A 13838-nucleotide genomic window follows, 5' to 3' on the forward strand; every position below is an offset into this window, starting at 1 on the left:
TCTCGTTAAATAATTTGCCGCCTCAACAGCGCCGCTAAGCCCTCCTCGCGGCTATGATCCAGCCTGTGTGAACTACGTCGAAGGTTTCGGGGCGTAGCTCGCCTGGGATGGGCTTCCAACGGCGTATAGACACCTCCTCTACCGATATAAGGAGGAGGCCGTTTTTCCTCAGCGCCTCTATGGACTTCGACATGTGTTCTACGGTGGTTGAGAAGATGGCAAGCGTGCCTCCGGGCTTTAGGATCTCCAGCGCGTTTCCCACCGCGTTCCAGGGGTCGCCCATGTCTAGCACCACTGCGTCTACACTAAGCGGTCCGAAGCCGCTCTCCACCACGTCCCTTAGCTGCAGTTCTACATACTGGTCAAGGCCGGCGATTTTTATGTTTCTCACTGCTATTCTTAGGTGCTCAAGCCTCTTCTCAAAGCTGTAGATCACCCCCCAAGGTCTTACGTACCAGGCCAAAACGGCGGTTAAAAAGCCAGAGCCTGTGCCAGCCTCGGCGACTACCGAACCAGGCCCTATGGAGGCGGCTTTTAGGATGTATAGGGCGTCCTTTGGATATATGGCTTGGGCCCCTAGGCGGAATCTGTGCTCGATGACGTCGAATACTGTAGCCGGCAGCGCCTTGAATCTAACGCCCAGCGATGTGGTGATAAACGCGCCGTGGGGTAGCCCCACCGCCTCGTCGGTATCTATGTAGCCTCTCACAGTCTGGATCTTCCCACTCCCCACCCGGGCCACCGTCTTGTAGCCTCCACGCTCTTCGACGAAAAGAGCCCAATCGCCTTTCTTAAACACGGGGAGCTACGCCGCCTCTATTTAAAACTTGCCACAGTCCACCGCCTAAAGTACCGCATGACCGTCTCAAGATCTCTATCCCCCCTAGACGCCGCAGCTCTAAAACTGGCCAGGAGGATGTTCCCCTCGTCGTATCCAGCCGCGATGCTTGCGACGGCAAGCGGCACCACCACCTCCCCCATGGCTTTATACAACGGCTCGCCGCCTTGGGTTCTAAGCGCTACGCAGAGCTGATACAGCTCAGGCATGAGGTCAAGCAACAACTCGCACTTCGGGGCCCCCCCGAGTCTCATCCCGATTGTGGAGTTCACAAGGACGTCTGGGGCGTCGCTCCCTATCTTAGCCGCGAGGAAGGAAAGCATCTCGGGCTGGATAACCCGTATGAGGCGGCGCCTCAACAAGCTGTGGGGAGGTAGTATAGAGGTGTTCACCAGGGCTAGGTAGGCGAACTCCGCCGCGAGCCCCCTCAAGACGCGTCTCACCCTGCTTTCGAGGAGCGGGAGCACGCCTAAACGCTCCACGCCTTATATATAGCCGATGTCTAGACGGCGGCGGGTGTAAACGCCGTCAACAGCCGAGGCAAGGCCCTTGTCTGTAGAACGGCCACGAAAGTTTAAAAACGTGTTCTTTATGATGTGCAGGGCCCGTAGCTCAGTCAGGATAGAGCGGCGGAGGACCCAGCCAGGTCCGCCGTGCCTCCTAAGCCGTAGGTCGTGGGTTCGAATCCCACCGGGCCCGCCACCACCTCATCGCCTTTCCACGTAACGTCCCGAGGCTCTGATCCGGGCGACCTCCTTCTCCACGACGGAGGCCCTCGGCCCCATCTCATCTCTGTATCCGTTCCAAAACAGCTGCCTCAGCTCCTCCGCTCTATCTCCGTAGAGATCCAACGTCCTCAACAAGACGTTTACATCTCTGGCCATCAGAACCGCGGTCTTGCGGCTCCACCCAGCCCTCGCCTCGCCTAGGCCGAAGTCGATGAAATATAGCTCTCCGCCAGATTGGATTATATTCGTCGGCGCTAGGTCCCCGTGTATCAGCCCCGCCTTGTGCATCTTGCCCACGTAAGCCCCCGCTCGTAGTAAAACGTCGAAACGGCCTCTATTCAACAAATCGCGTAGGTTCTCCCCCTCGATGTATTCCATAACGATAGAGGCCTTCTCGGGGTCGAAGAAGTAGACCGAGGGCACCCTAACCCCTGCCGTATATGCTATGTACATGTTACGGACCTCGTTTATGGTTCTCCTCCTCCTGATCAAGTAGTCCAGCGTCTGATCCCTATACGTCTTTGGCTTTCTCCACTTCAGCACGGCCCTTATCCCGAACCAGTCCACGAGGTAGATCTCGGCCTCTGCGCCTTTTGCGATGAGGAGCATCCGGGGGACCCGGCCAAGGAATTTAAATTCATGCGTGGTATATCTCGTGAGCTGGCTACTGTATAGACCGGATGCGGTCACCGTGTGGGAAAGCGCTACAGTTAGGGAGAGGTTGGCGTGGTACTCCGCTGTCATGCGCAACCGGGCTCCCGCCAAGTACCACATAGCGGCTAGGCTGGAGGCGCCTCGGGATTACAGGGAGATGGATGGGGGAGAGCTCTGGAGACTACACGAGGAGTTGGGGAGGAATTTCGACGAGGAGTGGCGCCGCCAGAGGGAGAGACCAGACCCAACTCTGGCAAAAAGGGAGCTCCCGCCGGCATCGTTTCTTGACGTGAAGATAGAGCTCGCCAGGAGGCAACTGAGGCGCTGTATGCTCTGCGAGAGGAGGTGCGGCGTCGATAGAACCACGAGGAGGGGGGCGTGTCTCCTCGACCACAGGCCGCGCGTCGCCAGCTTCTTCCACCACCTAGGCGAGGAGGCCCCGCTTGTGCCGTCTGGCACGATCTTCTTCGCCGGGTGCAACTTCCGCTGTGTCTACTGTCAGAACTGGGATATCTCACAACATCCAGAGGCGGGCGTCGAGGTCACCTCGGAGTCGCTCGCGGCGATCCAGATAGGGCTGAGGGAGGAGGGCGCTAGAAACATAAACTGGGTAGGCGGCGAGCCTACCCCCAATATTCCGTACATCCTAGAGTCGATGAAGGTTCTGGCGTCGCGGGGAGTCAACGTGCCTCAGCTATGGAACTCAAACATGTATCTAACGCCCGAGGGTCTATCCCTGATACTCCACGTTATGGACATATGGCTTCCCGACTTCAAATATGGAAACGACGGTTGCGCCCTGCGCTACTCGGTAGCCCCTAGGTATTGGGAGGTGACTACCAGGAACTTCGAGGTTTTATGTAGGAGACGTGAGGATATTATAGTCAGACACTTGGTTCTGCCGGGCCACCTCGACTGTTGCACAAAGCCGGTCTTAAGGTGGCTCGCCGAGAACTGCCCCCACGCCCTCGTCAACATAATGGATCAGTACAGACCTGACTATCTAGTTCCCAAGTTGGAGAGATATAGAGAGCTCAGGAGGAGGGTGTCCGAGGCCGAAATAGAGGAGGCGTACCGCTACGCAGACTCCCTAGGCCTTGCCTGGAGAGAGGTCAGCAGGTGACCTCGAAAATATGTAGAGCCTGCTGGAGGTAGCCGCGTCGTGTTTAACCTCGACCTTGCCGGTGAGCATAAGCACGGCTGGTATGTAGGGACTCTCCTCTATTTTCCTCCTAGTCTGCGGCTCCCTCAGCGCCACACGCCATTCGTCGTGTATTTTCGCAGGCGGCGCCATCCTCAGAGCCCTCTCCAACAGCTTTGCCGTCGTCTTGATGCATCTCCCCTGGGGGCAGTCTTGCCCGGCCGCCGCCACCCTAACTGCGTAGTAAACCATCGGTATCGTCAAGCCCAACCCCACCACGGGGTCTCTGAAAATTACGGCGGAGCGGTTCCTCAGATGCGAGATCAGACGCCACATGAGGTGGGAGACGGCGTCTGGATCGTCTACATCAAACGCCCCGCTTCTTATCACCCAATCCGCTATGTCCTCCTCGTCGTCTTTGTCCACACGTAGAGACCTCAGCCTGGTTATTACGTCGAAGTAGCGGCCGTCTCTACCTCCTCCTATGACCTTCGAGTTCAACATCTCTATAGGCTTGCCGCCCGTAAACAGCTTCTCTAAGCCCTCTACCTTACTGCAGCTGTATATAGAGACGGCGGTTGAGTTGCCCAACGCCACCGATCTCACCAGCGGCGGGCCGGCCGCGAGACACTCCCTATCTCCCTCTAGCTTATACAGCGCTGTGTGTAGCCTTGGCGCATATCTCACCTCGGCGCCGTAGTTATCCATAGCCTCCAACACGGCAACCTTGTTAAACACGGGACCCGACGTCACTACTGAAAGCTTCACTCTCTGTGCCAGCGCTAGCACGCCGAGACCTCCCAAGGGGCTTGAGACCGCGAGCACCTTCTTGGGCTTCGCGAACTCTAGACACTCCGACAGAGTTGTGCAGATCACAGCTCTGTGTAATAACGCTGTTTATAAATTACGCGCGCCGGCAGCCTAACCTTTCTTCGAGAGGTACTGCGCGTATATGGGACACCCGTTGCCTCCGCCGTTGCAGTACTTCTCAAGCTGGGCCCTCCTCAGCCGCCACTCCTCAGGAGGCATCAACACACACCTTACGCCGTCTGCCGTCGACCGGTACATGGGACAGCGCATGTCCATATACCAGGCTAAAGTTATTTAATGCTGATGTTTGGGCAACTGTGGAATGCGACGTCGTCCTAAGCTATCTAAAAGAGCGGGGAGTGGCCGGGAGCCGCCGGAGGCTTGACTTCGTCGCCGCGGTTGCCGGCTCTCTCCAGATAGGCTTCTGGTGCCCCCGGGAGGATTTCCCGAACTTCGACGATATAGAGGACGCCCGGAAAACCCTTGACCTCGACCACACAGATGTACTAGTGGTCGTGGCCTACAGGCCGTACGTAATCGTAGATTACCTGAACTCGCTCATGGAGAGGGCCAGCCGTTGGTACGGCGTCCAGCTTCACACCAAACTCCTCGGCGTGAGCTCCGTGGAGCTCGAAACCGGCCTAGAGGAGGCGCTAGGCCGCGCCTTTGTGGAAAAGCCGAATAAGCTCGGGACGGCGATTAAGACAGAGTATGTGTGTCCACACTGCGGCAGAGACGCCCTCGGCCTATATAGACAAGAGAGGTACTTCTCCAGGAAATACCGCGGTAGAGTCATAGAGGGGATATACGCTTGTGCCAGCTGCGGATTCAAGATCCGGCGCGTTGAACTCCTCGACTAGGCCATTCTCGCGTTTCTGTCTATCTTCTTCACCACGTCGCGTAAGATGGCGGGTAACTGCCCCTTCTTAGCCTGTATGTGCAACACCGCCACAGCCGCCTCCCTGTGTCCGCCCCCCGCGCCCAGCGATTTAGCCAACGTTGCCACGTCATACCTACGCGACCTCATTACTATGTGAACCCCGTCCTTTTTCCTAGATGCCACAAGAGACACGTCGCAGCCCACGGATATGAGAAGCGAGGCCAGATCCGCCTCGTAGGCGCCGACGTAGGACGTACACACTATGCCGGCGGAGGTCTCGTATATCTCCAAGCGCTGCATGCCCTTGAGCAACGCGAAAGTCCTCTGTCTAGCCGTGCTCTCCCCGCCTTCGCCTACGGCGTCTCCAAGCGTGCCGCCTGTTTTCTCAAGGAGGGAGGCCAAGAGGCGGAGGGTTCTGGCGTCGGCCCTCTTCAGCTTGCCCGTGTCGGCGTAGATGCCTAGAATGGCGAGCTTGGCCACGTCGGGAGGTATTTCTACGCCGGCCTCCTCGGCGAGCTCCAGAGCGATCTCTGTACAACTCGGCCTATCTAGCGAGATGCCAGGTATGTCGTCTCCCACGGCGTGGTGGTCCACCTTGATGAAGCTCTTGCTCATGGGGGGAACCTGATTTAGCGACGCCACGTCGGCTAACACGTACATATCCACATCTTGAGGCAACGCCTCAGTGCAACCCCCGAGGGGAGACCCCTCTGGACACGACACTGCGACTACGGCGACGCCTAGCTTCGCAAGGACGAGCTCCAACACCTTCGCACAAGCTAAAGCGTCGGCGTCTGCCCTCCTGTGTGTAACGATGGCTACCCTGGCGGAGCTTCCCAGTAGCCCTCTTAGTTTTTCCAACATCTCCCAGCCTCCTTGCTATCCAGCGGCCACCCCCTCTCCTTTATTAGATCAGCGATGCAGATGCCCAACTCGGCGGCTTCGTCGGCGATCCGTTGGAGGTATGCATCGTCTACCAACACGCTGGCTTCTATGTCCACCTCCACCTCTACGCCTTCTTCGGCAAAGGAGACGAAAACCGTTACGTTTTTTACCGCGTCTCCCAACTTCCTCTCTATATACCTAACGACCTGGGCCGATATGTACTCGGCCTCATCCATCAACCTAGGACCCTCCCTTGGCGGCCTCCTGGGCTCCTCCCCTCAGCTTGCCCAGCTCCTTGTTTATCTCGTCTCTAAGTTTGTCGATCTGCTCCCTTAACATGGACTCTTGCCTAGTCAAGGTCTTCGCGTGGAGCTCCAAAAGCTCCTTCCTCTCCTTAAGCTCTTGAAGCGCGGCGTCTTTCGTCTGAGGTATGAGGAAGTTGCCCACGCTCTTGTAGATCTTGGCGTCTTGCGGGAGCTTTTCGATCTCCGCGAGGGCCTTCTCCACCTCCTTAAGCTCGGCCTCGTACTGTTGTTTCCTAAGGAGGACGCTCTGTAGCTGTGCCTGCGCCTGGTTGAACCTGTTTACCAAGTCTTGCAAAGAGGGCGGTATCTGAGCCATCGGCTTCTTACTGAACCTTCTATATAAACGTTATTTAAGGGCGGCTACCTCCTCAGCGATGTACAAAGCCCGCATGGCGGTGTGTAGAAGCGACCTAAGGCTGGAGGCGTCGGCCGCCTCCGCCACTATTTTACCCCCGGCCACATACAGGCGCCCTCTGGCGAAACGCACCTCTCCCTCGAGGATTTTGAACACCCTAATCGCCAGCTCGTCCCCACCTACGTCGATCTCAAGCCTATACATGTCTATAAACGATCTTTTCGATCTTAAGCATAGACGCCCTAGGGCCGAGGTCGGGGCCTAGAAGCTCCACCACGTAGCCGTCCCCGCTCCTGATGAGGATCACGGTGTCGAAGCGCCCCCTCGCCGCCTCGAGGTCATACATTATGGGGTAGTGGAAGACCTCAGCCAACACGTCGCCGACCTCTCCACCAGCTAAGTCAACTATGACGGCCGTTTTGGCGCGCGGCCTTCTAGCCACGTAGACTGGGAGCTCTCGCCTGGTCCTTATGCCCGAGATCTTGAGCATATACGGCCTCCACGCCCTCTGTGCCACGTCGTAGAAAAGAAGGGCGGAGGGCATGCCCCTCCTATCCCATATGAACAAGATGTATCGAGCTTCCGCAATCGCCGCCTCCTCAAGAAGAGCCATAAAGGGCTTCTTACCTCTAACCACCTTGTCGGTCCCCGGCAGGGAGTTTACAAGGTCGTTAACCAACTCAAGGGTCTTCTTGGAGGGGAGCCTGGAGGTTGTTATCAAAACGCGAACCCCCACGGCGCGGGGAGGAACCCGCTGGCTCTACCTCGCTGTCTCTCTCCAACGCGCCTTCTGCGCCTCCACCTCTTTCAGCTCCTCGGGAGCGAGGGCTTTGCCCATAATCGTTTGAGGTGTCCACGCGCCTCCCGCAAAGGTAAAGCCGCACTTGGGGCATTTCCAAATTCCAAAGGCGATTCTCTGCAGCCTTACCAAAGATCTACAGCTTGGACACCTGTGTTTACCCCTCTGCTTCACCTCTATGGCGGTTATCTTACGCCTAATCCCCATTCCGTATCTAGCGCCGTATCTACCCGCTGGCCCAACGATCTTAGTATGGCTAAACGGCATAGAGCCGCTCGATAAGCTACTTTATAAACTTTTCCAAGTGATACAGACCTACGGCCAGAGGGCTTAGATGCCGGCGTTCTTTAGAAACTCGGCGTATTGGCCCCTCCCCTTCCAAGCAAGATCCAGCGCCGCCTCCAGCTCCTGGGGGGCGAAGGCGCCTATGGTCTTCTGCGCCGCCACGATACGGTCCTCAGATATCGTGAAGGTTATACGGCCGTCTAAGCTGAGCTCCTCCTCCAACGTTGGGTCGAGCAGGAGGACGCTTCCTATTTTGCCGATAGACACCGCGATGGGCGCTTTGTTTAAGTCCACGGGCAACGGCGTTTTGTTATTGCGGTCCAGTTTAACCCCCTGCTCCTCTTTAACGACGGCGGGTAGCTGCGTGTTCTTCAGCGCGGCGACAGCGGCTAGGTTAGCGGCATCTACCAAGTTGCCGTCGTCGTTTATGACGTATAGGTCTACCCACAGTATATACGCCTTGCCCCCCTCCACGGCTAGCTTCTTGAAGTCCACGTAGCCGCAGTGCCTGATGCCGCGGTCTACAACTCTGGCGAGCTCTATAGCCGACTCGTCTGGAGGCCCAACCTCGGTATAAGGCGAGGCGTGAGGCAACACCTCGGCGCTGACGACTAGCACCCCCTCGTCGGGGGCGTCGGGGAAGGGCTGCCCAAGCCCCACCTTTACTCCAGCCACTACATGTGTCCTCCCGAGCTTCACCTCGGCGGAGCCGTCGGCTGTTTTAACAACGCCTGTTCGTATCTCTACGCTTCTGACTCTCTCCGGCTCTCTCCCGTCTACCCTGTATCTCGTCGCTAGAAGCCTCTTGATCTGCTCCCTCCGTAGGTAGGAGATAAAGCGTTTGCCGTACGGCGAGATGGAGGCCATGTCACCTCCCGTAGATCTCCTCTGCTATCGCCATGTATCTGTTCTTCAAAGCGTCGCGGGCCTTCTGATATACGAACTCGGCGCCTTTAACGGCGAGGTTGAGGGCCTCCAGAAGCTTGTCCCTGCCCCATGCTCCGTCTAGCTGCAGAAGGGTGTACCTCCTCAGATTCGGCATATAGCCCACGGGGAGGTCCCCCTCGCCGTATTGGTCCTCAAGGCCGTTTAAATCGAGCACAACTGTGCCGTCAACCAACCCCACCGACACGCCTATGACGAGGTCCCTCATGTATATCCCAGCATCGGCGAGGGCTAAAGACGCGGCGGTTAGCGATGCCACACGGGTGGAGCCGTCTGCCTGAAGGATTTCGATGAACACGTCTATCCTAGACCTGGGGTACTGCTCCAGCATGACCGCCGGCTCTAAAGCCTCCCTCAGGACCTTACTTATCTCGATCTCCCGCCTAGAGGGCGTCGGGCTCTTGCGCTCGTCTTTTGTGCTAAACGGCGCCATGTGGTACCTCACCCGCATGACCCCTCTATCTGGTAACGAGAGGTGCCGCGGGTGCATCTCCCTAGGCCCATATACGGCGGCCACGGCGGTTGTAGCGCCGTAGGAAACCATCGCGGATCCGTCAGCATTGCTGATGACCCCAACGGAGATCTGAACCTCCCTCATCTGGTCGGGGGCTCTGCCGTCTGCTCTTACGCCCCCCTGGAGCAACGGCACAGGAGGTTTCTTCATAGCGCGTCTCCTCCACCGCCTACTTATAGTTTTCGGGCGCCTTTGTAGAAGCCGCCCTCCACTTCTCGATTTCTGCCTTCACTCTGTCTGTAAGCCCCATCACGTGGCTCTCCGTCTCGATCTTCTTGATCAGACTGGCGAGAAACACCTCATCTCTCGCATCTTTACATCTGGCCCAGATTCTGCCGTTTTGCCCAACCACTATGTCGCAGCTCAGCTCCATAAGCGTGTTCAACATGCTGCCCTTTTTCCCAATCACCCGGGGGACCTTGACCGGGGAGATCTCCACCACCGTCCCCCGCTCCACTTTGCCCACCCTCTCCTCCTTAAGCGTGAGTATGACCGGGTATTCGTCGGTCAGATCCACATCTTTCACCTTAGCCACAACGACGTCGCCGATGTTGAGGAAGGTGGTCAACGGCGTGGTTTCCAAGTCCACGTGTCTATGAAGCGCTTCGCTGACGGGTAGATAGGCGGGCATGAAGGATCTTATGTCGACCTCCCACCCGGTGGCCAACACGTCTGTGACGTATCCCACGACTAGGTCGCCCTTCTTTGGCCTGTAGGTGCCTTCAAGTGGAACAATGACTACTACGTCGTCTCTAAACTCGACTAGCCCAACCACTAGGCTTCTGTATCGCCCGTTGTCTAGAAAAACCGGGCCCTCAACCTTGCTATCCGCCGTGGCTACCACGTCGCCTGGAAATATGAGCTGGCGGGGGGTCACGAAGTACATCAGTACACTATCTCCAGGATCCTAATATCTGCATCCCCGTGGGTTATGTCGTTCACCCTTGAAATTAACATGTCCTGTATACCCGCAGGCATCTCCAACACGGCCTCCCAAGAGCCGTCTGGCCTATATCTCTCGCTTACTATCTTCGCCATCTTAGCCACCAAGCCCTTAACCCTCTGCGCATGACTCGACGAGACAGATAGGGAGACTCTAGCCGTGGCGACCTTTATCGGGATGATCCTCTGTATCTCCTTGAGCACCTCCTGCACCTGCTCCTCCACCGACTTGAAGGGGTCTATAGATACGCGGGCTTGCTCTATCGCGTTTTCAACTCTCTGGGGAGGCACCGGCGTCTTAGTCCTAACATCGATGCAGTTGCGGGAGATCCACTCCACAATCTGCCTCTTCTTGTCCTCGACGAGCTTCCTCCTCTGCTCAGAGGTTAGAGGTATCTCGCCCTCCTTTATTATTATCTCGGCGATCTTTCTAACGTCGGTGGTGCCGAAGGCCTTCTTTAGAGACTGCTCCGACGCGCGCAGGCCCTTCTTGGCGTCTTTGTATATCTCCTCGTGTATGAGCACCTTGTCTATTCCCAGAGGCTTTCCCAGCTTCAGCTCTAACGCCGCGTCGGGATCTATCAGAATTTCGAAATGGTCGCCGCCTCTGTCAAGTTTAGCAACGGCCACCTTCTTGGTCATCGCCTAGATCTCTCGACCGTATTTAAAACTTAACTCAGTCAGCTATGAGGCGCAGAGGGAGGCTAGACGCATCTGGCGATTTCTAGGATTTTCGTCGCGACATCTATAGCGTCTATCCCAAAAACGTAGGCGTTGGGCTCTATCCCGCGGCCGCCTGAGTCGTAGACCACGTCGAAGATCCCCCTCTTGAAGACGGACGCCACGTTTGTAATTATCTCCTCCTCGCTGTTGCTGGGACCCACCTCCGCCGTCTTCAACCTACCCCTTACACAGTCCAGTCCCACATATGCGATGTTTGCAACGGCCTTAACCTCGCTGTGTATTTTGTTAACCTCCTGAATCAACGAGGTTAAGAACTTGGAGACGTTGGGCTTAGGTCTTCCCCTGGCCACGAGCTGGTTCCCCTCTACGTAGATCCTCCCCGGGAATCCTACGCCGCCCTCTAAGCCCAACTCTACGATGTTCGTAAGCACCTTGGGAATCAGCTTGTGGCATCTGTCGCATCTACGGAGGATCTCAAACGCCGTTTCTACCCTCCTAGCCGTCTCGGTATATATCTGGACGTCTCTACAGATCTCGCAGTTCTGTAGCACCGGGTAGGTTGCCCTGTGGAGTGGGCAGAGCTTAAGCGTTGACAGCAACGTAAGGCCGTAGTTGTTGACGTAGCGCAACACCTCCTCAGGGCTTGCCGACTCCACGAGACTGGCCGCCGATCGGAGCAACCTCTCCAGCTCCCTCTTGTCTATCACCTTGAGGAGCTTTTCCTCGTAGATATCCCTGGGGTTCTTCAGATAGGCGCTGACAGCCGGCTGCGAGATCCCCAGCAACTGGCCTATCTTGCTCTGTGAATAGCCCCTCTGCGCCAGCTCATGCGCCAACAGCCCCTTAAGCGGCGCTATAAACACCTCGACTAGGAACTCTACAGGTACCACGGTGCTACATTTTTAATTATATTTTAGAGTTTAGACGCGATGGTTGACTACGTGGAGGTTGGCGTCGGCGACTCCAAGGCCTCTGCCCGTTTCACAGATGTGACGTTTATAACAGGCGTGGGCAAATCCACGTTCCTCGACATAATAAACCGTGTTGTTTCAAACATCGGAAAGAAGGTGCCGAAGACCTCCCAAAGCTGGAGCCTCTACCTACAGAGGGGCGACGTCTCCTACTACATCTCGGCGAGCAAATGGCGGGTGAGGCAGATAGTCTCTGTGAAGGGCGAGGAGGTGGTCTTCGAATACATCCCCACTAAGCCTATACACAGGCTTCTCAAGCCCATCGAAGTGGCTCTGACGTCTGCCGACGTGATAATACCCATGGTTGAGACGCAGGAACACGTTTCTGTGGTGGCCGAGGAGGACATAGAGAGGGTCAACGGCCTTCTCGCCTCCGCCAGGAAGAGCCTCGGCGCTAGGGTATACATGTTGGGGCCCTACATAAGTCCAAGGTCTCTCGTAGACGCATCGGCGGTCCGCGTAGATAAGCTAGACCGCCACGCGCGGAATCTAGCAGGCGTCTTATCGTACCTAGCTCTGCACAAGCCCACAGCCTACGACTCCATCAGGGCAAGCCTCAGGAAGTTGGGCCTGTCGGTGTCTGTAGGCTTGGCGAAGCCCGGCAAAATAGGCGTCTTCGTCACCTCAAAAAACCAGAAGATGCCCCTCTCAAGAGCGCCCTGCTCTGTGAAGTATCTACTCTCCATAGCCACGGCGCTTGAGATGAAGCCCGATATCCTCCTGATAGACAACTTCGACTACTGCCTCACCCGCAAGGCGGCCGAGGTTCTTTCATCGCTGTTTAAACAGAAGCCGTCGAAGATCGTAGCAGAGATCCACAACGAAGATGTCGCAGATTGGCTCGACCTCCCCAACAAATCGATTGTTGAGGTGAGGCTGTAGACGTATAGAAAACGTCTACGCCACCAACTTCCTCACCTCTTCTATCACCTTCAGAACCTCATTTAGCTCAGCCATCTCCAACTTCACCAACTGCTCCGCCTCGTCTAGGATCTCCGGCGAGGGCCCCCCCACCTCAAACTCGTAAAGTATGTAGTTAACTATGGATCTCGCCCCCAGCCCCTCCAGCTCCTGAGACAGTTTTTTGAGTTTGGCTACGACGTCTTCAGGTAGCCTCTCCATATGGGCGACCTCCCCTAGGTTTTTAACGCTTTTCTTAGAGAGAGTAGGAAACTCCTCATGTCGTCAACCGCGATGCCTCTACCTCTCGCCTCCACGTAGATCACGTCGTCGCCGTGGGAAATCCTCAGAACTCCTCTATACGCCTGCTGTTTATCCAACTTCACGTAGACCCTCCTCTCTTCGACCCCCGAGAGCAACAGCGTAAATTCAACGTCGTCTAGCCTCGCCACTAGCGATTTGACGGCCTCAAGCGCCTCGCAGTCGTGGAGCTTCAACTCCACTATCTGTATAGGGTTGCCGTGGTGCCCCTTGGCCGATCTCGCCACGTAAGGGCCCTCAGCCACGTTTTTCAAAGCAGCCAACACCTTGTCCGGATCCTCCGTGGCGTGTACATACACCCGCGCGTAGAAAAGCGAAATGGGGCGGCAATTCGCCTCGCGGTCGTTGGAACCCACGAGTTCTAGAACGTGAGAGGCATAAATACGTGGTTTATGCCTCAAGGCGGTGTCTACCGGGCGCCCGGCCCCGGCGATCCCACGCCCGGGCTGGATGCCGTGAAGGAGGAAGTCCCGCGGCGGGAGCAGACGACAGTGTTGGTCAACTATATAAACAAATAATATCGCGGATGGCGTGAGCGTATATGTGGTTCAGGCTGGAAACGCGCAGCTGGAGTGCGATATGGAGTATGCGGAGGGTAGAGACGTCATATGTCGACTATATGGGGTGGAGATGTCGTGCCTTGAGGACGCGGTTAGGAAGACAGGATTTCAGAACTACATCAAGATAGAGGGCGACCGCTTCTACATATCAACCGCCATATTTAAGGCCGGAAGAACTCCCGGCGAGCTAATTAGAGAAATCGCAACGCTGTTGCGCCTCTGCCGTTCAGAAAACTCCTGAACGGAACGCTTTAGATCCGTAATTTTTCGAAGTTGTAAGCGAGTTGGGTAGACGGAGAAATCTGAAATCCATGCGTCGAC

22 protein-coding genes and 1 tRNA gene are annotated in these 13838 nt (G+C 56.5%); 5 read left to right on the plus strand and 18 right to left on the minus strand.

Going from position 1 to position 13838, the window contains the following annotated elements:
- Window positions 1–34: 34 nt before the first annotated feature.
- Together TNEU_RS06890 and TNEU_RS06895 are read right to left on the minus strand one after the other, a co-directional pair.
- Window positions 35–799, minus strand: coding sequence for a tRNA (adenine-N1)-methyltransferase (locus TNEU_RS06890; RefSeq protein WP_012350712.1), 765 nt, complete (start codon window positions 797–799; stop codon window positions 35–37).
- Window positions 800–816: 17 nt separating this feature from the next.
- Window positions 817–1305, minus strand: a complete 489-nt coding sequence (locus TNEU_RS06895) for a hypothetical protein (protein WP_012350713.1) — start codon at window positions 1303–1305, stop codon at window positions 817–819.
- A gap of 134 nt (window positions 1306–1439) precedes the next feature.
- Between TNEU_RS06895 and TNEU_RS06900 the strand changes: the two genes are divergently transcribed.
- A tRNA-Arg gene (locus TNEU_RS06900) sits at window positions 1440–1540 on the plus strand.
- Between the two features lie 5 nt (window positions 1541–1545).
- Here the strand turns inward: TNEU_RS06900 and TNEU_RS06905 are convergent.
- Window positions 1546–2175 (minus strand): KEOPS complex kinase/ATPase Bud32, encoded by a 630-nt coding sequence (locus tag TNEU_RS06905; RefSeq protein WP_012350714.1) that lies wholly within the window; start codon window positions 2173–2175, stop codon window positions 1546–1548.
- 46 nt (window positions 2176–2221) lie between these two features.
- Between TNEU_RS06905 and TNEU_RS06910 the strand changes: the two genes are divergently transcribed.
- Window positions 2222–3343: a radical SAM protein gene (locus TNEU_RS06910; protein ID WP_012350715.1), complete on the plus strand. Its 1122-nt coding sequence runs from the start codon at window positions 2222–2224 to the stop codon at window positions 3341–3343.
- On the opposite strand, the gene TNEU_RS06915 is transcribed toward TNEU_RS06910, so the two are convergent.
- Window positions 3311–4237, minus strand: a complete 927-nt coding sequence (locus tag TNEU_RS06915; protein ID WP_012350716.1) for a hypothetical protein — start codon at window positions 4235–4237, stop codon at window positions 3311–3313. The two genes, TNEU_RS06910 and TNEU_RS06915, sit on opposite strands and share 33 nt — an antisense overlap.
- Window positions 4238–4282: 45 nt before the next feature.
- The gene (locus TNEU_RS06920; protein WP_245521949.1) at window positions 4283–4441 is read right to left on the minus strand and encodes a metal-binding protein; all 159 of its coding nucleotides are present in this window, start codon (window positions 4439–4441) and stop codon (window positions 4283–4285) included.
- A 47-nt stretch (window positions 4442–4488) separates the two neighbouring features.
- Between TNEU_RS06920 and TNEU_RS06925 the strand changes: the two genes are divergently transcribed.
- Window positions 4489–5031 (plus strand): hypothetical protein, encoded by a 543-nt coding sequence (locus tag TNEU_RS06925; RefSeq protein WP_012350718.1) that lies wholly within the window; start codon window positions 4489–4491, stop codon window positions 5029–5031.
- Here TNEU_RS06925 and TNEU_RS06930 read toward each other — a convergent pair.
- From TNEU_RS06930 to TNEU_RS06980, 11 genes are all read right to left on the minus strand, one after another.
- The gene (locus TNEU_RS06930) at window positions 5028–5915 is read right to left on the minus strand and encodes a DHH family phosphoesterase (RefSeq protein ID WP_012350719.1); all 888 of its coding nucleotides are present in this window, start codon (window positions 5913–5915) and stop codon (window positions 5028–5030) included. The genes TNEU_RS06925 and TNEU_RS06930 overlap by 4 nt on opposite strands.
- Window positions 5900–6172 (minus strand): hypothetical protein, encoded by a 273-nt coding sequence (locus TNEU_RS06935; RefSeq protein WP_012350720.1) that lies wholly within the window; start codon window positions 6170–6172, stop codon window positions 5900–5902. Before TNEU_RS06935 ends, TNEU_RS06930 begins: the two co-directional genes overlap by 16 nt.
- Before the next feature lie 4 nt (window positions 6173–6176).
- Complete coding sequence (locus tag TNEU_RS06940; RefSeq protein ID WP_012350721.1) at window positions 6177–6557, minus strand: prefoldin subunit beta; 381 nt, start codon at window positions 6555–6557, stop codon at window positions 6177–6179.
- A gap of 30 nt (window positions 6558–6587) precedes the next feature.
- Entirely contained in the window at window positions 6588–6800 is a 213-nt protein-coding gene (locus tag TNEU_RS06945; RefSeq protein WP_012350722.1) for a hypothetical protein, read from the minus strand.
- The gene (locus tag TNEU_RS06950) at window positions 6793–7332 is read right to left on the minus strand and encodes a ribosomal biogenesis protein (RefSeq protein ID WP_012350723.1); all 540 of its coding nucleotides are present in this window, start codon (window positions 7330–7332) and stop codon (window positions 6793–6795) included. Before TNEU_RS06950 ends, TNEU_RS06945 begins: the two co-directional genes overlap by 8 nt.
- Window positions 7333–7356: 24 nt before the next feature.
- Window positions 7357–7662, minus strand: a complete 306-nt coding sequence (locus TNEU_RS06955; RefSeq protein WP_012350724.1) for a 50S ribosomal protein L37ae — start codon at window positions 7660–7662, stop codon at window positions 7357–7359.
- A gap of 63 nt (window positions 7663–7725) precedes the next feature.
- Window positions 7726–8547: an exosome complex protein Rrp42 gene (rrp42, locus tag TNEU_RS06960; RefSeq protein WP_012350725.1), complete on the minus strand. Its 822-nt coding sequence runs from the start codon at window positions 8545–8547 to the stop codon at window positions 7726–7728.
- Window position 8548: 1 nt separating this feature from the next.
- Window positions 8549–9289, minus strand: coding sequence for an exosome complex exonuclease Rrp41 (gene rrp41 / locus TNEU_RS06965; protein WP_012350726.1), 741 nt, complete (start codon window positions 9287–9289; stop codon window positions 8549–8551).
- Window positions 9290–9308: 19 nt separating this feature from the next.
- Complete coding sequence (rrp4, locus tag TNEU_RS06970; RefSeq protein ID WP_012350727.1) at window positions 9309–10025, minus strand: exosome complex RNA-binding protein Rrp4; 717 nt, start codon at window positions 10023–10025, stop codon at window positions 9309–9311.
- On the minus strand, window positions 10025–10723 hold the full coding sequence (locus TNEU_RS06975) for a ribosome assembly factor SBDS (RefSeq protein ID WP_012350728.1): 699 nt from the start codon (window positions 10721–10723) through the stop codon (window positions 10025–10027). Before TNEU_RS06975 ends, rrp4 begins: the two co-directional genes overlap by 1 nt.
- Window positions 10724–10785: 62 nt before the next feature.
- The gene (locus tag TNEU_RS06980; protein ID WP_012350729.1) at window positions 10786–11655 is read right to left on the minus strand and encodes a thiamine-phosphate synthase family protein; all 870 of its coding nucleotides are present in this window, start codon (window positions 11653–11655) and stop codon (window positions 10786–10788) included.
- Window positions 11656–11694: 39 nt separating this feature from the next.
- On the opposite strand from TNEU_RS06980, the gene TNEU_RS06985 reads away from it, so the two are divergent.
- A complete protein-coding gene (locus tag TNEU_RS06985) occupies window positions 11695–12618 on the plus strand; it encodes a hypothetical protein (protein ID WP_012350730.1) in 924 nt (307 codons plus the stop codon).
- A 15-nt stretch (window positions 12619–12633) separates the two neighbouring features.
- Here TNEU_RS06985 and TNEU_RS06990 read toward each other — a convergent pair whose 3' ends face one another.
- Together TNEU_RS06990 and TNEU_RS06995 are read right to left on the minus strand one after the other, a co-directional pair.
- Window positions 12634–12858 (minus strand): hypothetical protein, encoded by a 225-nt coding sequence (locus TNEU_RS06990; protein WP_012350731.1) that lies wholly within the window; start codon window positions 12856–12858, stop codon window positions 12634–12636.
- A gap of 14 nt (window positions 12859–12872) precedes the next feature.
- Window positions 12873–13313 carry an RNA-binding domain-containing protein gene (locus TNEU_RS06995; RefSeq protein WP_012350732.1) on the minus strand — a complete coding sequence of 147 codons (441 nt, stop codon included), beginning with the start codon at window positions 13311–13313 and terminating at the stop codon, window positions 12873–12875.
- A 175-nt stretch (window positions 13314–13488) separates the two neighbouring features.
- Between TNEU_RS06995 and TNEU_RS07000 the strand changes: the two genes are divergently transcribed.
- A complete protein-coding gene (locus TNEU_RS07000) occupies window positions 13489–13758 on the plus strand; it encodes a hypothetical protein (protein WP_148682398.1) in 270 nt (89 codons plus the stop codon).
- Window positions 13759–13838 lie beyond the last annotated feature (80 nt).

This window comes from Pyrobaculum neutrophilum V24Sta (assembly GCF_000019805.1).
In the GTDB taxonomy this organism is placed as follows: domain Archaea; phylum Thermoproteota; class Thermoprotei; order Thermoproteales; family Thermoproteaceae; genus Pyrobaculum; species Pyrobaculum neutrophilum.